21 protein-coding genes and 3 pseudogenes are annotated in these 22,468 nt (G+C 35.0%); 22 read left to right on the forward strand and 2 right to left on the reverse strand.

The genetic code is table 11. The features are described 5' to 3' along the window. The first annotated feature begins 52 nt into the window (after positions 1-52). From gcvT to gcvPB, 3 genes are read left to right on the forward strand one after another with little or no spacing between them, the layout of a single operon-like run. On the forward strand, positions 53-1,165 hold the full coding sequence (gene gcvT / locus CWR45_RS00160) for a glycine cleavage system aminomethyltransferase GcvT (protein ID WP_115747773.1): 1,113 nt from the start codon (positions 53-55) through the stop codon (positions 1,163-1,165). Positions 1,166-1,177: 12 nt separating this feature from the next. Then, positions 1,178-2,527 (forward strand): aminomethyl-transferring glycine dehydrogenase subunit GcvPA, encoded by a 1,350-nt coding sequence (gene gcvPA, locus CWR45_RS00165; RefSeq protein ID WP_115747774.1) that lies wholly within the window; start codon positions 1,178-1,180, stop codon positions 2,525-2,527. Further along, positions 2,520-3,980, forward strand: coding sequence for an aminomethyl-transferring glycine dehydrogenase subunit GcvPB (gene gcvPB / locus CWR45_RS00170; protein ID WP_115747775.1), 1,461 nt, complete (start codon positions 2,520-2,522; stop codon positions 3,978-3,980). The genes gcvPA and gcvPB overlap by 8 nt, the downstream gene beginning before the upstream one ends. Before the next feature lie 129 nt (positions 3,981-4,109). Here the strand turns inward: gcvPB and CWR45_RS00175 are convergent, their stop codons facing one another. After that, the gene (locus tag CWR45_RS00175; RefSeq protein WP_115747776.1) at positions 4,110-4,481 is read right to left on the reverse strand and encodes a rhodanese-like domain-containing protein; all 372 of its coding nucleotides are present in this window, start codon (positions 4,479-4,481) and stop codon (positions 4,110-4,112) included. Positions 4,482-4,835: 354 nt separating this feature from the next. Here CWR45_RS00175 and CWR45_RS00180 point away from each other — a divergent pair. The 8 genes and pseudogenes from CWR45_RS00180 to CWR45_RS00215 form a co-directional block, all read left to right on the forward strand. After that, a pseudogene (locus CWR45_RS00180) lies at positions 4,836-5,630 on the forward strand (ribonucleotide reductase N-terminal alpha domain-containing protein); the annotation flags it as partial. A 538-nt stretch (positions 5,631-6,168) separates the two neighbouring features. Continuing rightward, positions 6,169-7,935 (forward strand): annotated as a pseudogene (locus CWR45_RS00185) (vitamin B12-dependent ribonucleotide reductase); the annotation flags it as partial. A 127-nt stretch (positions 7,936-8,062) separates the two neighbouring features. Next, positions 8,063-8,465 (forward strand): annotated as a pseudogene (locus CWR45_RS20010) (hypothetical protein). A 242-nt stretch (positions 8,466-8,707) separates the two neighbouring features. Continuing rightward, positions 8,708-9,670 (forward strand): helix-turn-helix transcriptional regulator, encoded by a 963-nt coding sequence (locus CWR45_RS00195; RefSeq protein WP_115747778.1) that lies wholly within the window; start codon positions 8,708-8,710, stop codon positions 9,668-9,670. 75 nt (positions 9,671-9,745) lie between these two features. Further along, positions 9,746-10,378, forward strand: coding sequence for a type 1 glutamine amidotransferase family protein (locus CWR45_RS00200; protein ID WP_115747779.1), 633 nt, complete (start codon positions 9,746-9,748; stop codon positions 10,376-10,378). A 601-nt stretch (positions 10,379-10,979) separates the two neighbouring features. Further along, a complete protein-coding gene (locus CWR45_RS00205; protein ID WP_115747780.1) occupies positions 10,980-11,489 on the forward strand; it encodes a MepB family protein in 510 nt (169 codons plus the stop codon). Positions 11,490-11,809: 320 nt separating this feature from the next. Further along, positions 11,810-12,229: a transcriptional regulator MntR gene (gene mntR, locus CWR45_RS00210; protein WP_115747781.1), complete on the forward strand. Its 420-nt coding sequence runs from the start codon at positions 11,810-11,812 to the stop codon at positions 12,227-12,229. A 126-nt stretch (positions 12,230-12,355) separates the two neighbouring features. Then, on the forward strand, positions 12,356-13,249 hold the full coding sequence (locus CWR45_RS00215) for a patatin-like phospholipase family protein (protein WP_115747782.1): 894 nt from the start codon (positions 12,356-12,358) through the stop codon (positions 13,247-13,249). A 26-nt stretch (positions 13,250-13,275) separates the two neighbouring features. Here the strand turns inward: CWR45_RS00215 and CWR45_RS00220 are convergent, their stop codons facing one another. Further along, entirely contained in the window at positions 13,276-13,653 is a 378-nt protein-coding gene (locus tag CWR45_RS00220; RefSeq protein ID WP_115747783.1) for an SA1362 family protein, read from the reverse strand. Positions 13,654-13,941: 288 nt separating this feature from the next. Between CWR45_RS00220 and CWR45_RS00225 the strand changes: the two genes are divergently transcribed. The 11 genes from CWR45_RS00225 to CWR45_RS00275 all read left to right on the forward strand — a co-directional run bounded on the left by CWR45_RS00225 (position 13,942) and on the right by CWR45_RS00275 (position 21,867). Beyond that, complete coding sequence (locus CWR45_RS00225; protein WP_115747784.1) at positions 13,942-14,433, forward strand: YqhR family membrane protein; 492 nt, start codon at positions 13,942-13,944, stop codon at positions 14,431-14,433. A gap of 134 nt (positions 14,434-14,567) precedes the next feature. After that, positions 14,568-15,629 (forward strand): M24 family metallopeptidase, encoded by a 1,062-nt coding sequence (locus tag CWR45_RS00230; RefSeq protein ID WP_115747785.1) that lies wholly within the window; start codon positions 14,568-14,570, stop codon positions 15,627-15,629. Positions 15,630-15,744: 115 nt separating this feature from the next. After that, on the forward strand, positions 15,745-16,302 hold the full coding sequence (efp, locus tag CWR45_RS00235) for an elongation factor P (protein ID WP_115747786.1): 558 nt from the start codon (positions 15,745-15,747) through the stop codon (positions 16,300-16,302). A gap of 347 nt (positions 16,303-16,649) precedes the next feature. Continuing rightward, positions 16,650-17,627 carry a stage III sporulation protein AA gene (gene spoIIIAA / locus CWR45_RS00240; protein ID WP_115747787.1) on the forward strand — a complete coding sequence of 326 codons (978 nt, stop codon included), beginning with the start codon at positions 16,650-16,652 and terminating at the stop codon, positions 17,625-17,627. Beyond that, complete coding sequence (spoIIIAB, locus tag CWR45_RS00245) at positions 17,572-18,084, forward strand: stage III sporulation protein SpoIIIAB (protein ID WP_115747788.1); 513 nt, start codon at positions 17,572-17,574, stop codon at positions 18,082-18,084. The genes spoIIIAA and spoIIIAB overlap by 56 nt, the downstream gene beginning before the upstream one ends. Positions 18,085-18,187: 103 nt before the next feature. Continuing rightward, a complete protein-coding gene (gene spoIIIAC / locus CWR45_RS00250; protein ID WP_115747789.1) occupies positions 18,188-18,388 on the forward strand; it encodes a stage III sporulation protein AC in 201 nt (66 codons plus the stop codon). Positions 18,389-18,399: 11 nt separating this feature from the next. Next, positions 18,400-18,792, forward strand: a complete 393-nt coding sequence (spoIIIAD, locus tag CWR45_RS00255; RefSeq protein ID WP_115747790.1) for a stage III sporulation protein AD — start codon at positions 18,400-18,402, stop codon at positions 18,790-18,792. Between the two features lie 43 nt (positions 18,793-18,835). After that, a complete protein-coding gene (spoIIIAE, locus tag CWR45_RS00260) occupies positions 18,836-20,011 on the forward strand; it encodes a stage III sporulation protein AE (protein WP_115747791.1) in 1,176 nt (391 codons plus the stop codon). 10 nt (positions 20,012-20,021) lie between these two features. Then, positions 20,022-20,642 (forward strand): stage III sporulation protein AF, encoded by a 621-nt coding sequence (spoIIIAF, locus tag CWR45_RS00265; protein ID WP_115747792.1) that lies wholly within the window; start codon positions 20,022-20,024, stop codon positions 20,640-20,642. Next, complete coding sequence (spoIIIAG, locus tag CWR45_RS00270; RefSeq protein ID WP_115747793.1) at positions 20,639-21,280, forward strand: stage III sporulation protein AG; 642 nt, start codon at positions 20,639-20,641, stop codon at positions 21,278-21,280. Before spoIIIAF ends, spoIIIAG begins: the two co-directional genes overlap by 4 nt. 14 nt (positions 21,281-21,294) lie before the next feature. Continuing rightward, positions 21,295-21,867, forward strand: a complete 573-nt coding sequence (locus CWR45_RS00275) for a SpoIIIAH-like family protein (protein WP_115747794.1) — start codon at positions 21,295-21,297, stop codon at positions 21,865-21,867. The last annotated feature ends 601 nt before the right edge of the window (positions 21,868-22,468 follow it).

A 22,468-nucleotide genomic window follows, 5' to 3' on the forward strand; every position in this document is an offset into this window, starting at 1 on the left:
GAATCTCTGTTTTTATGCATTTCTTCATCATTTTATTCAAAGGAGTGGAAGAATGAGCAATTTAAAAAGAACACCAATATTTTCTGAATATGAGAAGTATGGTGCAAAAACAATTGATTTTGGTGGTTGGGACCTTCCAGTACAATTTTCAAGTATTAAACATGAACATGAAGTAACAAGAACGAAAGCTGGATTATTTGATGTTTCACATATGGGAGAAATAATTGTAAAAGGACCAAAAAGCTTGGCGTTCTTACAGCAAATGACTACCAATGATGTTGCTAAGCTTTCACCAAAACGCATCCAGTATACATTTATGTGCTATCCAGATGGTGGTACTGTTGATGACTTTGTTGTCTACATGATAGACGAGGAAGAGTACTTATTAGTAGTGAATGCTGCGAATACAGATAAAGACTATGAATGGCTAGTTAAAAACAATCATTATAGCGATGCAGAAGTAACAATTGACAATGTATCGAAAGATTATGCGCAGCTTGCATTACAGGGCCCTCTATCTGAAGAAATATTACAAAATTTAACCGACACTAATCTTAGTGAGATAAAATTCTTCCGTTTTGAAAATGTAGCTTTATCATCAATTGATAAGCCTGCAATTGTGTCTCGAACTGGCTATACAGGTGAGGATGGATTTGAAATTTATATTGATCCTTCCGCAGGACCTGAACTATGGAATTTATTACTGGAAACTGGTAAGGAAAAAGGACTAGAACCAATTGGTCTAGGTGCTAGAGATACACTTCGTTTTGAATCTAATTTAGCATTGTATGGTCAAGAGCTTTCGAAGGATATTTCTCCAATAGAAGCAGGACTTGGTTTCGCAGTGAAAATTAATAAGCAAGCTGATTTTATTGGTAAACAAGTTTTACAGAATCAAGTAGGAAATGGACCAAATAGAAAACTAGTTGGTATTGAGATGATAGATAAAGGTATTCCAAGACATGGCTATGCTGTGCTTAAAGACCAGGAGGAGATTGGTTATATCACTTCAGGAACGCAATCACCAACATTGGAGAAAAACCTTGGCTTAGCAATGATACAAACAGAATTTGCTGAAGAAGGTACCGAATTAACAATTCAAGTACGTAAAAGGGAGTTACGTGCTGTTGTTGTTAAAACACCATTTTACAAGCGCCAAAAATAGGGGGAGAGAGCTATGGATTTTCGTTATTTGCCAATGACAGAGACCGATAAACAGGAAATGTTAGATAGTATCGGTGTCAACTCGACTGAGGAATTATTTTCTGACATTCCGAGTGACGTTCGATTAAAAAGAGACTTAAACCTTAAGAAACCAACGAGTGAATATCAATTAATGAAAGAACTAACAGAACTGGCAAATAAAAATGCTAATTTGAAAGATTATCGTTCATTTTTAGGTGCTGGGGTATATGATCATTTTATTCCATCTGTTGTAAATCATGTAATTTCAAGATCTGAATTTTACACAGCTTATACGCCATACCAGCCAGAAATTTCACAAGGGGAGCTGCAAGCTATCTTTGAATTCCAAACGATGATTTCTGAGTTAACAGCAATGCCGGTTGTTAATTCTTCATTGTATGATGGCGGTACAGCAGTTGTTGAGTCGGTCTATTTAAGTACGACACATACAAAGAGGAAAAAAGTTCTTATTTCGAAAGCGGTACATCCTGAAACTCGTGCTTTAGTTGAGACTGCGGCTAAAGGGAAGAAACTGGATATTATTGAACTTGATATTCAGGATGGTCTAACAAATCTAGAGCAATTAGAAAAAGAATTAGATGAAAATACTGCAAGTGTCATTATTCAGTACCCAAATTTCTTTGGTCAAATTGAGCCATTAGATCAAATTAACGAACTCATTAAAGAACAAAAGAAAACAATGTTTATTGTTTCAAGCAATCCGCTTTCCTTAGGGTATTTAACGCCACCAGGTGAATTTGGAGCTGATATCGTTGTCGGTGATACCCAAGTATTTGGTATACCAGCACAATTTGGCGGTCCGCATTGTGGTTACTTTGCAACGACAGAAAAGTTAATGCGGAAGGTACCAGGACGACTGGTAGGTCAAACGAAGGACGAAAACGGAGCTCGCGGTTTTGTACTTACACTACAGACAAGAGAACAGCATATTAAACGTGAAAAAGCAACTTCAAATATTACTTCAAACCAGGCTTTAAATGCATTGGCAAGCTCTGTTGCAATGAGTTCGATTGGTAAGAATGGGGTAAAAGAAATGGCTGTTCTTAATATGCAAAAGGCGAGATACACGAAACAGCAATTACAAAGAGTAAATATCCCACCAACTTTTAGCGGACCATTTTTCAATGAGTTTGTAGTTAAACTATCTAAAGCTGTTTCAACTGTAAATGAGCAATTATTTGAAAAGGGTATTATTGGAGGTTACGATTTAGGGCTTGTATATCCAGAGCTCCAGAACCATATGCTAATCGCTACAACAGAAATCCGTACAAAAGAAGAAATAGATGCTTTTGTTAAAGAATTGGGGGATATCAATGGCTAATCAAGACTTTCCATTCATTTTTGAAAGAAGTAAAGAAGGCAGAACGAGCTATAATTTGCCCGAATTAGATGTTCCGGAAGTTAATTTGGAGGAAGAACTTGACGATTCCTATATTCGTAAAACAGCACCTAATTTACCAGAAGTAAGTGAATTAGAAATCATGCGTCACTTTACAGGGTTATCCAATCGAAATTATGGGGTAGATTCAGGATTTTATCCACTAGGGTCCTGTACAATGAAATATAATCCAAAAATAAATGAAGATGTAGCAAGACTTCCCGGATTTAGTCATGTCCACCCGTATCAAGATACGAAAACAGTACAAGGTACGATGGAAGTGTTATATGATTTACAACTTTCATTACAAGAAATTACTGGAATGCATGAAGTTTCATTGCAGCCTGCAGCAGGAGCGCAGGGGGAATGGGCAGCCTTAATGATGATTAAAGCATTCCATGAAGCAAATGGCGACTATAATCGTACGAAGGTTATTGTTCCTGATTCTGCCCATGGTACAAATCCTGCATCCGCGGCTGTAGCTGGTTTTGAAGCTGTTACAGTGCAAACGAATGAAACGGGTTTAGTTGATATTGAGGATCTGAAACGTGTTGTTGGAGATGATACAGCTGCATTGATGTTAACGAATCCGAATACATTAGGTTTATTTGAAACAGAAATTTTGGAAATGGCGGAAATTATCCATGGTGTCGGAGGAAAGCTATATTATGATGGAGCTAACCTAAATGCCATTATGGGATATACACGTCCGGGAGATATGGGATTTGACGCTGTGCATTTAAATCTTCATAAAACCTTTACTGGCCCACATGGTGGTGGAGGCCCAGGTTCTGGTCCTATTGGTGTATCAGAAGAATTAGCACCTTTTTTACCAAAGCCAGTAATTAGTAAAAATAATGGATTATATGAATTTGACTATAATCGACCGCAGTCAATTGGTCGAGTAAAACTATATTATGGTAATTTCGGGATTTATTTACGAGCATATACGTATATTCGTACAATGGGTGCAGAAGGACTTAAAAAAGTAAGTGAGTATGCTGTTTTAAATGCTAATTATATGATGCGTAAACTAGAAAAGGAATATGATTTGCCATATAAACAGCATTGTAAACATGAATTTGTTTTATCTGGAAAGATACAGAAGAAATTGGGAGTACGCACGTTGGATATTGCCAAACGTTTATTAGACTTTAACTATCATCCACCAACTGTTTACTTCCCATTGAATGTTGAAGAAGCGATTATGATTGAACCAACTGAAACGGAATCGAAAGAAACCTTAGATGGATTTATCGATGCCATGCTTGCTATTGCAGAAGAGGCGAAGACTAATCCTGAAAAGGTACAGCAAGCGCCATATAATACGATTGTCAAACGTATGGATGAAGCAACAGCAGCCAGAAAACCAGTTTTAACATATAAGGAAGACTAAGAATGGGATTATTGTTCCAATGAATTCGTTTGACTCATAGAAGAAGGGAAGGCCCCAAGGTTGATTTTAAACCTTGGGGCCTTCTTGAATTGCTGCAACTAAGAAGAATTTCTTTCTGCAATTCATTAACTACTTACGCTTAATTTTTCCGGTCCATTTCTTGAAACCACCTTTTAGCTGGTAGATTTCCTGGAAGCCCTTTTTGTGCAATAAGTGTGCAGCACGTGCCGATCTTGTACTGCCTTGACAATAGAGATATACTGGTTTATCTTTACGCAATTCAACTAGACGTTGACGCATTTGAGTCACAGGAATATTTCTAGCACCAAGAATATGACCGCCATCAAATTCTTGAGGCTCTCTTACATCAATAAGCTGTGCTTTACGATATCCTTCAACGAATTGTTCCTCCGTTAATACTTTTAAGAATGTGCGTTGTCTGTAAAATCTAAACAGCCCGAACGCAAGGAGTACAACTACTAAAATAATTAAAAATGCCATAATATTTCCCCCGTCTTTCACATATGTTCTATTCTATTATATGGCGGTTCTCTATTTTTTTCAAAGTTTATTTCATTATTTTTAGTACAGAGGTATTTGATACGAAGGTAATCGTGAATTTCTTGTCAATTTCTAAAATAGTTAAGTAAGCGATTTGTACATAACATTCCTATGATTGCTTACAGCCTTCTACATAAGTCGTTTTAAGTTTGATATTGACAAATAAGGTGTTTTACCCTTCAATATACAATATGTAGTTAAAAATAAATAAGATAACACAATATATTGTTTGATTGTCACTGATTGTGGTATTGTTATACTAGATATTTTATATTTTACTAGAGGAGCGATTGAATGACAACAATTGTCGAACGGAACAATAAGATTAATATTGATTCCTTAAACGAGGACATTAAACAATTTGAAGCTGTACACCCTATTACAGAAAATATGAACATTACCCATAAAGGGGTTTCTCGTTTAGTAATGCTAGACAGATATGCCTTTAAAGATACGGCAAAGAAAACCTTAAAAACAGGTGATTTCGTTGTTCTAACGGTAAAAGCTGATCCTAAATTTCCAGCGAGAGGATTAGGTTTTGTTGAATCAATTGATTGGGAAAACAATCTGGCAGATATCGCAGTCGATTCAGAGTTTGTTTCAGTCTTAGATGACGATACAGAGGCTGCTACTGGAATTGTTAAACGGTCATTAGATGTTATCGATAAACCTTTAGAAGTGTATTATGAGCAAATTGCAAAGCGAAATGCAACAGGACTTGCTACTGTTGAACAGACGAAAGAAAATCAAGAAAAATGGTTCCAGATTTTTAATGAAGAACTGTCAAATTTAAATTTCATCCCAGCAGGGCGTGTACTTTATGGCGCTGGAGCAAAAACCGATGTAACTTACTTTAATTGCTATGTAATGCCATATGTAAAAGACTCACGTGAAGGAATTTCTGATCATCGTAAACAGGTAATGGAAATTATGAGTCGAGGTGGTGGAGTAGGTACGAATGGTTCTACACTGCGACCTAGAAATACACTGGCAAGAGGGGTGAATGGAAAATCATCTGGATCTGTCTCATGGTTAGATGATATTGCTAAACTTACTCATCTAGTAGAGCAAGGTGGTTCAAGACGTGGTAAATTAGCATAGTGCTTCGTCTATAAATAAACCTCGTGAATTGCTGGAAAATCTTTATAGTAGCAAATGTTCGAGAGCATCCAAGTTTACTTTTATTTTTTATTATAAGCTTGAGATGAATAACATTGAAACTATATGATGCAAAACAAATCCAAAAATGTAATCTTTGGGGATTTAAATTATCTCGTAAAGTGAGATAGTTCTTAAAGATGGATATCAAACTGTCCGTTTTGGAGTATGACATTATTAATAATCTTAATCATGTTAAACGCATCAAACATGACTTGCTGGCTACAACGTAACTGGAAACGGTAGGCGTGAATGCTTAAAAACAGCAAGTGGATAAAGACTATCAGCAGCCAAGCTCCTTAGAGGGAGAAGGTTCAACGACCATCGAAAACACACTATATTTATAGTGGAAGCGAGTAGAGTAGGGATCAAGTGATCCCGAAGCGCGAGGGCACTCTAAAGTGTAAGATATGGTCTGAACTCTAAGGTGACTTAGAGAGTTGATTTAACGAATCAACGTAACGAATTGGCACAAATGATAATGCTCATAGATTCCCACCCGGACATTATTGAATTTATTATTTCTAAAATGCAAAATCCTAGAATACTTCGTTATTTGATTGAAAACACAAATGATAGTCAAATAAGAAAAATGGCAGAAGAAAAATTGAAATTTACGCCACTGACCAATACGGAAGAAGATTTGTATCAAGGTGTTGTTAATTACAAATCAATGCCAGGTCTAGGCGGATTCCCAGAAGCTGCAATTTATGAAGCTGAGGATAAATTAAGAAATGGTGGAACATATTCAGTACACAATCCAGAATTTTTAACAGGGGCAAATATTTCTGTTTGTATTACAAAGGAATTTATGGATGCTGTTGAAAATGATGATTGGTATGACCTTCGTTTTCCTGATGTTGAAAACTATACAGAAGAAGAAATGAAGACATATAATGAAAATTGGCATGAGGTCGGCGATGTACGTAAATGGGAAGAATTAGGATACGGTGTTAGAGTATATCGTCACATTAGAGCAAAGGAGTTATGGAAACTAATCAATATTTGTGCAACCTACTCAGCCGAACCTGGAATCTTTTTTATCGATAACGCAAATGATATGACGAATGCAAAAGCATACGGACAGCAAGTAGTTGCAACGAATCCATGTGGAGAGCAGCCGCTCGCGCCATTTTCAGTATGTAATCTTGCAGCAGTGAATCTTGCTGAGATGGCTAATAAGGAAACAAAAACGGTAGACTATGACAAGATGATTCAAACAGTTAGAACAGGTGTTCGCATTCAGGATAATGTAATCGATGCTACACCGTATTTTCTTGAAGAAAATAAGAAACAGGCACTTGGCGAACGAAGAGTTGGCTTAGGTGTAATGGGACTTCACGATTTATTAATTTATTGTGAAACAATTTACGGTTCGAAAGAAGGGAATGAGCTTGTAGATAAGATATTTGAAACTATCGCAACAACTGCCTATCGTACGTCGATTGAGCTCGCAAAGGAAAAAGGCAGTTTCCCATTTTTAGTCGGTGAAACAGATGAAGAGACAGCAGCATTGAGAGAAGCATTTATAAATACAGGCTATATGAAGAAAATGCCAAATGATATTCGAAATGATATTATTAAATATGGTATTCGAAACTCTCATTTATTAACGGTTGCTCCAACAGGAAGCACGGGTACGATGGTCGGCGTCTCTACCGGATTAGAGCCATACTTTTCCTTCTCTTATTATAGAAGTGGAAGACTTGGTAAATTCATTGAAGTCAAGGCAGATATTGTTCAGGAATATCTAGACAAAAACCCAGATGCTAATCCGGATCAATTACCTAATTGGTTCGTTGCTTCAATGGATCTTACACCTGAAGCACATGCGGATACACAATGTGTCATTCAACACTGGGTTGACAGCTCTATTTCCAAAACGGTAAATGCACCAAAAGGATTCACAGTAGATCAAGTTGAAAGTGTGTACCAACGGTTATATAGTGGCGGTGCTAAAGGTGGTACTGTTTATGTTGATGGTAGTCGTGACTCCCAAGTATTAACTTTGAAAGCAGAAGAAAACGTATTTGGCGAACAAACAGAATTATTTAAAGACGATGAAAAGCCGAAAGTTGTTTTAATGGATACAATTCAAGAATTAGGCAATACGAATGTCAATATTGGAAATGAAGTCGGAGACACCTGCCCAGTATGTCGTGAGGGAAGTGTTGAGGATATCGGAGGTTGCAATACTTGCACTAGTTGTGGTGCACAATTAAAATGTGGACTTTAAGCGTATAAGAATATGAATTTATGTAGTTTTGAAATAAAGTTGTGATGTTTATAAAAAGGTCACGATGATTATAAAAATTGCGAAGAAATACCTCTTTGGATATTATTATCTTAAGGGGTGTTTTTTTATGTCTGAAAGAACTAGAACATCTAAAATAAATAAATGGATTAAAGAAGGTCGTGGCTCTGGGATTGGCTCAGATTATAAAGGCAACACGAATACTTGTCCGATTTGGAACGAAATTACTTTTATTTAACTGAATACTCGGATTTTGTTATTTATTTCCGTTGGAAGACACAACTGTCATTGCAGATGAGTTAGGTATTAAACATCCAACAGATCCTAGAACGAATGGACGGCATTTAGAGGACTTAGCGATGGCACTTCTTCAACGATTGTTAAAATCAGAAGAAAGCATACGTACTGTTACATCTACTTTTGATAAAGAGGTATATCTCCCATTAGGAAGCGGTGTGACACTATTTCCTTATTTAGAAGAATATATAAGAAAGAGGCAGACAGATATATGAATAAATAATATAGATTTCAAGGTGTCTGCCCTAATTGTACTAATCTTTGTTCCGTAAAAGATCGTGGAATAATACAGTTAATAGGTTTTACTAAAATATTAGATATCAATTGTGAAGAATTATACTTAAACCTAACAAGAGCTAATTTAAGGAAATAAGTTATGATTAAATGTGAATACAGTAAAAATTCCTTGTTGCTAATTAGTAACTTGGTAATAAAATCAATATAGAGGTGGAATTATATGCCTAAAATTGACAATATACTAGCAGTTCTATGGATGCTAAGTTCAGGTAAAAAAATTACTGCAAAACAAATCTCAGAAAAGTTGGAGATGAATATAAGGACCGTGTATCGTTATATTGATACACTTTCAACAAGTGGTGTACCAATAATTTCAGACACAGGTCATAACGGTGGATACACTTTAATGAACAATTTTATTGAAGCTCCTCTTTTTTTTGATTTTGAGGAGCAAACCTCACTATTTCATGCTGCTGTTTTTGCAGAAGAGGCCGGATATTATGGAGGTGAAGCACTAAATAGGGCTATTTCAAAACTTAGCAAATATCCAAATCAAGAGCAAGAATCAAAGATAAACAAACATTTTAATAGTCTTGAAGTAATAAGTCGATTAAGTTCCCCCTCTCTGGTCCCTTTATTGAAGGAGTTGGAGATGTCCGTCACTGGCGGGTACTCAGTTAAAATTCATTACCCTAAGAGTGGCGAAAAGCAATTAAAGTATAGATTGCTCGACCCGTATAGAATTATCTATTGGAATAATAAGTGGTATGTGATTGGATTTTGTCATCTTAGGAATGAGATTCGTAGTTTTAGAGTAGACCGAATTAAAAGTCTAGTGCTAACGGAAAATAAATTTAATCGGGCAGAAAATTTTTCAGCAAGTGGCTTCTTTTTGAAAAACCTTCTTCCAACTATAGAAGATTATGAAAGAATTACTTCTTTAGTTATTAATGGGGATACAAGGACGTTAGATGATATTTGCCAACATTGGTTTTTAGGACATTATTTACAAGACCGGTCTTTAAATCAAGCAGTATTTCTTCTTGAAAAAGATATGCTAAATACATTTGTACCTTATTTACTTTTAGCTTATGGTAAATCTATTCAAGTTATTGAGCCAATAAGTCTAAAGGAAAGACTTGTTGAAGTTTTGACTGATTTAATAAAATTTTATCAAGTATGAAAACTTCCCTGACGGTAGTTGTCAGGGAAGTTTTATTATAATAGGATATATCAATTGTGATTGGAGTGTTATTATATGCAAACAAAAAATGTTTATCTTTATGTATTTAATACAATGTCAGACTGGGAATATGGTTATTTAATTGCTGAACTAAACTCAGGAAGATATTTCAAAAGGGACTTAGCACCTTTAAAAGTAGTCACAGTAGGAGCTAATAAAGAAATCATTACTACGATGGGAGGTCTGAGCATAAAACCAGATACTTCTCTTGGTGAATGTACTTTTGAGGGGAAAGATCTTTTAATCTTACCGGGTGGGACTACTTGGAGAGAAGATATTCATCAACCAATCTTGGAAAGAATTGGCCAATCTTTAAAGCTTGGCACTATTGTTGCTGCAATTTGTGGTGCAACTGAGGGTCTCGCAAACATGGGATACCTAGATTCTAGAAAGCATACAAGTAATGACTTAGAGTATATTAAAATGGTATGTCCTAATTATAAAGGAGAAAAATTTTATGAGATTGGGCCTGCGGTATCTGATGCGAATTTAGTTACTGCATCAGGAGTAGCGCCTCTGGAATTTGCGATGGAAGTACTAAAAAAAATAGATGTATTTACACAAGATACATTACATTCATGGTATAACCTGAATAAGACTCATAAACCTGAATTCTTCTTTCAGTTAATGAATTCAATAAATGGATGAGCTATCTAATTAGCTTTGTTAAAATAAGAACTGGTAAATAATACCCTTTGGTAATTATTATGGAACGACCCTCAAGCATCAGTTGCTTTTGTTAAAGATTGGATTTCAGAAAATGATCAAACTTTTTTATTAAAAAAGTAACCTCTTCGGTATGATGCCCCAAATGTTACTCAATATTACCAATAGATAAAGCAATTTTATCGAGAATTAATAGCATTAGAAAAGCTAGTAAGAATTACAGGTACATTATTTAGCGAACGATTAAACATATTCACCTCGCAATAACAAGTTATTTGGAAACATGCCATAGACTAACAAGTTAGTTAATGAAGTTACAGATACAGTCCAAGAGTTTCGAAATCGACGTTGTTGCATAGTTATAGACCAAATGTTGGAAGAAGATACTTGCGTGAGGTTTGATAAATTGAAGGAATCATGTGCGGTAGAACCAAGAATTTTTTAAAAAATAAAATCTTTCTTGAATATATAAGTAAGAGGCAGAAAATATTATACTAAAAAAAGATGTAATAGTCAGCTTTAAATGAATTAATCTTTGTTCTGCAAACGGACCCGATTGTTGGAAATTTGAGGGGGTGGAATAATGAAAGATTTTTATACAGCATTAAATTATGTAAATAAAATGATTTACGAACCCAATGACTTAACTGTAAAGTCGGTTCAAGAAGAAAAGCAAAATTCTAAGTATGGTGCTGGTACATTTCGATTATCTTCGAGAACAGTTCGTTTAAGAGTTGCAAATATAACCTCCACCAAAGTAGGGCAGTTTGTTGCATTTTTGGAAAAAGATGGAAATAATAAAAACCAAGCCTTTACATATGAGGAAGCACCTGAATTATTAGTTATAACTACTTTTAAAAATGATAGTGAGTTTGGACAGTTTATTTTTCCAAAAGAAGTTCTTTTCAAACAGAATATTCTTCGGTCTAATTCAACAAAGGGAAAAATGGCAATAAGAGTTTATTCTAGGTGGGATAAACCGACTAGTGAGCAAGCGATGAAAACTCAAAAATGGCAGTTGCCTTATTTTGTTGATATGAGTGATCCGGGTAAATTACCCATAGACAAAATAATAGAACTGTATTCGCTTTAATTCTATGCAAACGGGCGCGTTATTGAAGATAGGATCTCGGAAAGTTATCAAACTTTTTTACAAAGGATGTTTAATATATCACAAATAAAGACCCCGTTTTGATCACTCTTTTTTTCAAAACGGGTTCTTTAAATTCAACGGGAGATGTGGGTTTGTGAGGTATTTTTGATCAAACTATAATTCAAAGCAACAATTTAATGTGCTAATCGAATCGATTGGCTCATTTGTCATTACTTGTTAAACAAACACTATTAAGGTATCCTTAAATAAGAAACAATTTTGCACCAACTAAAAATTATTCTATGAATTGAGGTACTTACATGCCAACACCTAGTATGGAAGACTATATTGAACAAATTTATAATTTAATTGACAAAAAAGGATATGCTCGTGTTTCTGATATCGCAGAAGCATTAATGGTTCATCCCTCCTCAGTAACAAAAATGATTCAAAAATTAGATAAAGACGAGTATGTTGTTTATGAAAAATATCGTGGTTTTGTTTTAACTGAAAAAGGTAAGAAAGTCGGCGAAAGATTAGTTTTCAGACATGAATTATTAGAAGAGTTTCTTAAAATAATTGGTGTGGAAAATGAAAACATTTACGAGGATGTAGAAGGAATTGAACATCATTTAAGTTGGAATTCAATTGATCGGATTGGTGACCTTGTGAAGTATTTTCAAACAAATGAAGACCGGGTAGAAGATTTAAAACAAGTCCAGAAGATGAATAGAAATTAGTACACATGTTAGAAAAAGTAAATGTTTAACGGTAAGTTTTTTTGCCATTCGTACTCTAAATTTTGCGAGTTCTAATTTATTTACTTTTGCTTAAAATTAGTATAAAAGCAAAAGGGGAGAGAGTGCATGAAAATTGATGCCGTCTTTTCTGGTGGTGGAGTAAAAGCTTACGCTTATATAGGAGTGCTTAAAAGTATTGAGGAAAACAAACTTATTTTAGAGCGTGTTGCCGGAACATCTGCTGGTGCAATTGTAGCATCCTTAGTTGCAGCTAATTATACGTTAGAAGAGTTAACAACTACGATAAGTGAACTTGATTTGAAGCAGTTTATAGACCCACCAAAATTTACGAAATATCTACCAATGAGTAAATGGTTGCTATTATATTTTCAGCTGGGAATTAATAAAGGGGATCGCCTTGAAAACTGGCTCTATGATCTGTTAGCAGAAAAAGGCCTTTACACATTTAATGATATTAAAAACGGATATCTGAAAGTTGTAGTAAGTGACCTTTCACTCGGTAAGCTAATCGTGATACCTGACGATTTAAATCGAGTGTATGGAATTAATCCGAACCATTTTCCAATTTCTAAGGCTGTAAGAATGAGTGCAGGATTCCCCTATTTTTTCATGCCAAAAAAACTCCCCGGTAAAACGAATAAGAAAAGTATTATTATTGATGGAGGTTTGCTAAGTAATTTCCCTTTATGGATTTTTGAAAATGGGGATGGTCAAATTAATCGTCCCGTACTTGGAGTGAAATTTACTAGTAAACTTGAAAAATTGAATCAGCCTGCAGAAATAAACAATGCATATGATATGTTCCATGCGCTTTTTACAACAATGAAGCAAGCGCATGATGCACGGTATATATCGAAATCACAGCTAAATAACATATTATTTATACCAGTGGATGATGTCGGAGCAGTAAATTTTCATATTTCTCAAGATACGAAGGAGAAGTTATATCAATCAGGTAAAATCAATGCAGATAATTTTTTGAAACATTGGCCGAACTAAATTGAAAAAGAAAAGATCTGCTGCTCTTACAGAGAAGCACGATCTTTTCTTTTTGATTTATTCCCTTCAATAACTCTTAAATGCGTTGCAGTACGTTTGTTTCTTTTTTTTCTTATGAGATCGGGCTGTTTTTTAGTCAATACCTTTGTATTTCGTATATTATCAGACTTATATTTTGCTTTTGACTGTCTGACAGCCTTTTTATATTTTTTCATATCGTTAGAAGGTGTTCTATTTCTGAGAAAGACAAAATAAAATACTGCAAATATTGCAGCACTACTTCCAATCACAATTAATATTGTGAAGAGAAAGTTCGCTGTATCAGTAAAAAGCTTTGAAACTAACCCCACCGCTGCTAAACTAATAATGAGAAAAGTCAAGATTGAAATTGTTTTACGAACCATCTTTTGTCCACCTTTCCACACAAATGATATATCTACACACATTTAATAAATGTATACCACTAAGTAAGAAGTTTTATAGCTAAATTTATTAAACATTTTTGTGTACCCGTGTATTACAAATTATTTCCTGCATTACATAATTTATTCAAGTATATTATTATAATTATAAAGCTTTTATACAAACTTTACTAGGTATCTAGATCACGATTTATAGTTAGAATTTTTAGTAAAAAAGCTGTTTGGTTGATATTCGAATAAATGGTCAATAATATCCCTGAGGTGGATATTATGGTTGAAAATAAACATGTAGAGAAAAATCAACAAAAGGAATCACTTTTACCTAGCACGATTTTGACTGGATTTGTTGGTGGTCTGTTCTGGAGTTTAGTAGGGGTTATCATTTCTTATTTTAATTTCACTGAGCTATCACCAAGAACCTTTATACTAAGACCATGGCTCCGATTAGAATGGACAGAAGGCTGGCTTGGCAATGTTTTATCAATTGGTATTATCGGTTTACTTTCCATTATTGTAGCCCTTATTTATTTCGTATTATGTAAAAAGATCTACTCAATGTGGATGGGGGTTATATTTGGAATCATTCTTTGGGGGATTGTCTTTTATTTACTGCAACCAGTATTTACAAATGTTCCACGACTTACTGAATTAACGCCGAATACAATCCTTTCTACAATTAGTTTATTTATATTATACGGGACATTTATTGGATATACAATTTCTTATAATTATCATGATTCAGAAAGGCAACTACATCATTAAACAAACGCAATGCTCAACTATTCTATTAACAGATTAAATCAGTTAAAAATTAATATTCATATGATATGATTTATGATAAAATAGATGAACTGAGTGTAATGGGATGAGAAGCTGTTTGGAAAGGGGAAGTAAAGATGGATAAATTAGAGAAATTAAGAAAAGCCCTAGAAGCAAATGAACTTGATGCGATTATTATCGAAAGTCCAATTAATCGAAGGTATATTACTGGATTCACTGGAACATCTGGTGTTGCAATTGTTTCGAAAGCAGATAATCGTTTTATAACCGATTTCAGGTATACAGAACAGGCTACTGCCCAGGCACAAGGGTATAAAATAATCGAACATAAGCAAGGAATTAATGTAGAAATCAAAGCTCAACTAAATGAAATGAATGTTAAGAGAGTCGGCTTTGAGAAAGACTATGTTACATACAGTCAATTTGAATCCTATCAGAAGGAATTTGATGTTGAGCTTATTCCTGTAAGCGGCATTCTTGAAGAAATCCGTTTAATTAAAGATAATGATGAATTAGCGCTTTTAAAGAAAGCTGCAGAAATTGCTGATGATGCGTTTGAGCATATCCAGTCATTTATTAAACCAGGTGTAAGAGAAATAGAAATTTCGAATGAACTTGAATTCTTCATGCGCAAGCAAGGTGCAACTGCATCAAGCTTTGACACTATTGTTGCTTCAGGTCTACGGTCTGCTTTGCCGCATGGAGTTGCATCCAGCAAAGAAATTCAATCTGGTGAATTAGTAACTTTGGATTATGGTGCAATTTATGAAGGTTACTGCTCCGATATAACAAGAACTGTTGCAGTTGGTGAAATAAGTAATAAGCTGAGGACGATATATGATACCGTTTTAGAGGCGAATATTCAAGGAATAAAAGGAATTAAACCGGGTATAACAGGAAAAGAAGCAGATGCCTTAACGAGAGACTATATTACGGAAAAAGGCTTTGGACAATATTTCGGTCATTCAACCGGCCACGGGATTGGTCTTGAAGTGCATGAAGGACCAGCTTTATCAAGCCGTTCAGATGTGACATTAAAAACTGGTATGATTGTAACAGTAGAACCAGGTATTTACATCGCTGGTGTTGGCGGATGCAGAATTGAGGATGATCTTGTCATTACAGAAAATGGGAATGAACGATTGACATTTTCATCTAAAGAATTAATACAACTATAGTTTATCCCGCATATTATTGACAGTAGATGTCAGATTCAATTTAACTAACCACCAGTGGGGGACATAGAGACCTCACTGATGGAAGTTTCACTTTATGTCTAGGAGGAAATAAGCAATGATTTCAGTAAACGATTTTAAGACAGGATTAACAATTGAAGTAGATAACGGTATTTGGCAGGTCCTTGAATTCCAGCATGTTAAACCAGGAAAAGGTGCTGCGTTTGTTCGCTCTAAACTTCGTAATCTTAGAAATGGCAATATTCAAGAGAAAACTTTCCGTGGTGGCGAAAAAGTAGGAAAAGCACATATTGAGAATAAAAAAATGCAATATTTATATGCTTCAGGAAGTGCGCATGCATTTATGGATACAGCCACATATGAGCAAATCGAAATTCCAGAATCACAAATCGAAGAACAACTTAAATTTATGAAAGAAAACATGGAAGTCCATGTGATTTCTTATGAGGGTGAAATTCTTGGTGTAGATCTTCCAAATTCAGTTGAATTAGAAGTTATTGAAACAGAACCAGGAATTAAAGGGGATACTGCTAGTGGTGGTTCAAAACCAGCTACAGTAGAAACTGGGCATGTCGTACAAGTACCATTTTTCGTTAATAAGGGTGATGTACTTGTAATAAATACTTCTGATGGTAAATATGTTTCTAGAGCATAAATAATTTGATATATGATAGTAAAACAGTCCTAGTATTTTAGCTAGGACTGTTTTTTTATGCCTTCATTCCCCATTTAAGCAACAAGAGAGTTCCACTCAGCTACAGTGATGAAAATGACCGAGGCTTTATTCACCAAAATACAAATCCTCGTTATTTGCATAAGCTCCAAAAGCGCTCCCTTTATATTCAACTTAGGAATGTTCGAGTAAGTTTGCGCCATCCCGAGTAGAGCGCAAACTATACGCTTGTGATTTCAACCTGTTCAAAATTATTTGTTGAACGTCATAATCTAAGATGGCAGACATACAATTATTATTAAGCTACAAGAACGAAATGAGGAATCTAGATGGAAGAAATTTTACGCTTATTTCCACCTAAGATTAGACAAGCTGTCGAGAAGAAAGTTAAAAATCGTTGGAATATACTTCAAGAAATTCGGATACGTATTGATAAACCAATGGAGCTTAGCTTTGATATGAAGACGGAGTGGATTGGAAATGAACGACCAAATCAACAGGATGGATTATTTATCGTCAATCAACTAAGTGCATTTTCCTTATATCGCATGGAGGATGAGCTTAGAGAGGGTTATATTACAATTGAGGGTGGCCATCGTGTTGGGATTGCTGGAAAAGTAAATACATTAAAGGGCTCAGTTAAAGCAATTCAACACATCACCTTCTTTAATATCCGGATTGCTAAGGAAAAAATCGGTGCAGCAATTTCATTACTCCCATATATGTATGAACGTAATTATTTAAATACGTTAATCATCGGTCCACCACAAACAGGGAAAACGACGTTAATTCGTGACATTACAAGATTAATTGCTACTGGCTGGAAAAAGGTAGAGGCAAAGAAGGTAGGAGTCATCGATGAAAGATCGGAAATCGCCGCTTCAATTAGAGGTGTTCCCCAGCATGATATTGGATTACGCACCGATGTGCTCGATGCATGCCCGAAAGCAGAAGGATTAATGATGATGATTCGCTCCATGTCACCAGATGTACTAATCGTGGATGAAATCGGGAGTAAAGAAGATATTGCAGCGCTAATAGAGGCGATTAATGCAGGTGTAACAATAGTCTGCTCTATTCATGGTCAAGACTTGGACGAGTTAAAAAAGCGACCATCATTACAAATTCTTTTTGAACAAAATGTCTTTCAACGTATGATTTTATTAGAAAGAAAAAATAGACCTGCACAAGTACAACGAATCTACGATGAAAATGAGATAAATATTTTAAAGAAATCGAGGTATTTCGCGAATGAAGTGGATAGGAGCACTTCTTTTCATCGGTACAACTACATGGATGGGGTTTGAATGGAGCAATAAACTAACACAGCGGCCGAAACATATCCGCCAGCTTAAAAATGCATTGCAAATACTAGAGGCAGAAATTATTTACAGTCAATTACCATTACAAGATGCCTTTTCTTCCATAGCGAAACAATTACCAAACCCATTAAGGACCTTCTTTGATTCACTTGGAAAATACATGAAGGATGAATATATCGATTTTCATATATTATGGGAGAAACAAGTAAATGAGTTAATAAGGATTTCGAGCTTAGGTACGAATGAAAGAGAAATACTCATACAATTCGGGAGAACCTTAGGACAACATGATTTTTACCAGCAGCAGAAATATATCCAATTAACCTTAACCCACCTTGATCGAGAACTCGAGGATGCAAGAGATGAACAATATAAGTACAGTAAATTGGCTAAGAGTATTGGCATATTATGTGGCATATTTATCGTATTACTGCTTATTTAGGCAGGTAGGAAAGTATAAATTCCTTCGCTGCATAAGTGCAACTAATGCATTTGCAATAAAGCTTGCCAAATGCCAAGTTTTCTAATGTGAAAGGGGGGTATTCATGTTTTTTGACGCCTCTATATTATTTCAAATTGCAGGGATTGGCATTATCGTCGCATTGATTCATACAATATTAAAGCAAATGGGAAAAGAAGAGATTGCGCAATTTGCAACATTAATCGGATTTATTATTGTTCTCATAATTGTGATTAATGGACTTTCTGATTTGTTTCAGCAAATTAAATCGGTATTTCTATTCTAGGGGTAATAAACATGGATATATTACAAATTGTGATTCTCGGAATAATTGCAAGCATTCTTTACATTATTCTAAAGCAAATTAATGCTTCATTTGCATTTATTTTAATCCTCATTACAGGGATTATTATATTTATGTCCATCATCAATCAAATTGGAGTTATTTTTCAATTAATTCATACACTTGGGCAGAAGGCGAATGTTCAAGGAATGTATTTAGAAACCATCTTAAAGATTATAGGGATTGCGTATATTGCTGAGCTTGGTGCAAGTTTAACGAAAGAAGCTGGACTCGGGGCTGTAGCTAAAAATATTGAGCTCGCCGGGAAAATTTTTATCCTCTTACTAGCAGTGCCGATTATTACTGCTGTAATAGAGGCGATTATCAGCTTCTTGCCAGCTAGTTAAATTTAGCAAAAAGGGATTCATCTGAAGGGAGATATGAGGATGAATGAAATCTAATAAAATTGCTGTTGCATTCCTACTAATATTCCTTTTTCTCTTCAGTGGACAAGCAAGTGTTCATGCTAGTCCGTCATCAAATGAAGTAGAAGATGCACTGCTCGAAGAAATCTCCTTAGATAGTATTCAAGATTATTGGAGTGAAGTCGTGGATGAATATGGAAATTATTTACCTGATTTAGAGAAAACTTCAATATATGAAATGATTAAAAATCAAGAATCCTTTTCAATTAAAGATACAGCTTTAGGTTTAATTGAATACTTATTCCATGAATTGATCCTCAATGGAAAGCTACTAGGAACATTATTAATGCTTACTTTATTTTCAATTATCTTGCAGACGATGCATGCTGCCTTCGAACAAAGCATGGTAAGTAAAATAGCGTATTTTGTAGTCTATGTTGTTCTAATATTCATTGCATTAAATAGTTTTTACGTTGCTGTTAGTTATGTTGTAGAAGCAATATCAACGATGAGCAGCTTCATGATTTCACTCATACCGCTTTTACTAGGACTAATGGCATCGTTCGGAAACATTGTATCCGTTTCTTTTTTTCATCCAATTATTATTCTGCTCATTAACATGAGTGGTGTCATAACCTCTCACTTTATTTTACCATTACTATTTATATCTGCATTATTAGTAATTGTCAGTAGCTTAAGCGAAAATTACAAAGTAACCCATCTTGCAAAATTATTTAAAAATGTTGGTGTCGGTACGCTTGGTGTGTTTTTGACGATATTCTTAGGTGTGATGTCAGTACAAGGTGCAACAAGTGCAATTCAAGATGGTCTTGCAATGAAAACGGCAAAGTTTATAACTGGAAACTTTATACCGGTTGTAGGCCGTACCTTTACAGATGCTGCGGATACAATCTTAAGCGCATCATTGCTGTTAAAAAATGCTGTAGGTATTGTTGGATTAATCATTATTCTCTTCTTTGCATTATTCCCGGCAATTAAAGTAATGGCAATTGCACTTATTTATAAGATTGTTGCCGCGATTTTGCAACCGATTGGTGATGGACCAGTGATCAAAACATTAAATACGATTAGTAACTATATTTTGTATATTCTTGCTTGCTTATTAGCAGTATCGCTGATGTTTCTACTAGCAATTGTAATCATAGTAATTGCTAGTAATATTACGCTGCTCTTACGATAGGATGGTTACAATGGAGATACTCATTGACTGGGTTACACAAATAATTTTGTTTATTATTCTAGCAACAATTATTGACTTATTGATTCCTGCAACAAGTATGAAGAAATATATTAAATTAGTTATCGGATTAATCCTAATTCTAATCCTATTAAAGCCTATCTTTTACTTATTCAATATTGACATAGAGAAAGCTGTTGAATCCTCAATTCAATCAGCAATCAATGGTGAAATGAAGGATGATTCTCTTGAAAATTTAATAAAATTTCAAAAAAATGAGATAGAAACCACTCAAGATGCATATATTTTAGAACAAATGGCTGTCCAATTAAAGGAATTAGCAAATGATTCTCTTAATAAGGAATTTCAGCTAGAGATAACTAACATAGAATTCCTCTTCACATCGAATCAAGAAAAGACCTACGAGAATCTAAATGAAGTCATTGTACATTTATCAGAATTAGAGAATGGGGAGGGAGCTGTGAATGTCGTTGAAGATGTGGTAATAAATACCGATAACCCAGTAGAAATTGAAGAAAGGATAAATGAACAAGAAATAATCAAGATGCTTGAAGATATATGGGAGCTTAATGACAAGGAAATCATACTAAATTGGGAGGGAGGGTCATCTTGAAACAAATATTTAAGAACTTCTTTCGTCCTAAAGACACAACTGGAAGTAATCATCCGATTTCCAAAAAAACAGGTTATATCATTGTCTTAGGTTTAATTGGATTAATGATTATTATTTTGAGCAATTTCTTTTCACCTGCCAAAGAGGAAATGGGGGTAGAGTTTGATCCAGCAATCAATAATCCGCAGCATGAAGAAGTCGAAGTATCAAATCCGGAGGAATCACCATTAACCTCAGATGTCGCAGAATTAGAAAAAAATTATGAACAAGACCTTGAGGGAATGTTGAATAAGATTCAAGGAGTTACAGATGCAGAGGTCATGGTGAATCTTGAATCAACTAAAGTAAATATCTATGAGAAAAACTTAATCATTGGTGAACAATCGACAGATGAAAACGATCGAAATGGCGGGACAAGAAAGGTGGAGGATCATACCGAAGAATCACAAATTGTCTTCGTAAGACAAGGTGATCGAGAGGTTCCACTATTAGTGAAAACAGAACGCCCAAAGGTTAGTGGTGTTTTTGTTGTAGCAAAGGGAGCAGACCATGCTACAGTAAAAAGCTGGATAGTTGAAGCAGTATCACGTGTACTTGATGTCCCAACACATAGAGTTTCTGTAATGCCAAAGAGCTAGGAGGAGGATTTTTTATGTTAAAAAAACAAACGGTTTGGTTATTGACAATGCTCAGTTTGATGATTGTGCTAAGTGTCTATTACATTCTTGGTGGTAGTAACAATGATAATTTGGCATTCATTGATGATGGACAGCCAGAGCAAGATCAATCTGTTGCAACTGATTCTAATACAACAGAAGATAATGGTGAGACTGAAGTAACTGGTATTGAGAGTTCAAGTGAGGACGAGCTTTTTACAACGATTCGCATGGAAGTAAGCGATGAAAGAAGTATGAAGATCGAGAGACTAAATGATGTGCTTGCAGCGAGCAGCTCCAGTGTAAGTGAGAAAAACCAAGCAAAGGAAGATATTGATGTACTAAGTTCAATAACATCTAAAGAGAAAATATTGGAGAAAACTATTTTAAGCAATGCCGAATACGAAGATGTTCTTGTTCGAGTAGATAATGATAAAGTACATGTTCATGTCCAAGTTGATGAATTATCGGCTACAGAAGCAGATAATATTATGCAAATGGCGAGAGACGAGTTTGGCGATGAGGTAACTACAGAGGTTAATTTCCAGCCATCGACTGAACAAGAATAAGTATAAAAGTAAACTAAAAATCCAGGTGTAATCAAACATCTGGATTTTTTATTTAATTTTTTTCATAGTGGATATAAACTACGGACTAGACGTAAGTTGATTTATGCTCGGTACAGTCGTACACCTTAGGTAATGCACAGTCTACTCCAATAGGAAGGAAACCGCTTTGAAACGGTCTTCAGCAGCAGTTTTTATTCCCTCAATATCCATCTGTCCTCCGATACAGTCAACAATCATTAGAGAGCAAAATATCACTCATCTTATAATGATTTGATAAATGATAGTAAACGCACAATCCAAGTCAGCCAGAGAGTGCTTATAAACTTATGCTAGTTTACAGTATATGAACTTTATTTTTTCAACTTCAATTCGCATTACAGCCTCAACACTGGTATAATTTCTAGGAGCACTGTTCAAGATTTATATATGCTCTTAAGAAAAGCTGAATTTATTGTTAAGATTCTGGGGCTTAACAAAGATGATTTCTGAATAAAAGAACTTTAAAAGAACAAAGGAATCAATGCTTTTGAATACTTTGTTCTTGAAGAAATCCAATATTTTCTTTAAAATGTTAGAAGGAGTTATTAGTACCTAATAATAA

It is taken from the genome of Oceanobacillus chungangensis, from assembly GCF_003369565.1.
Taxonomy (GTDB): Bacteria; Bacillota; Bacilli; order Bacillales; family Amphibacillaceae; genus Oceanobacillus; species Oceanobacillus chungangensis.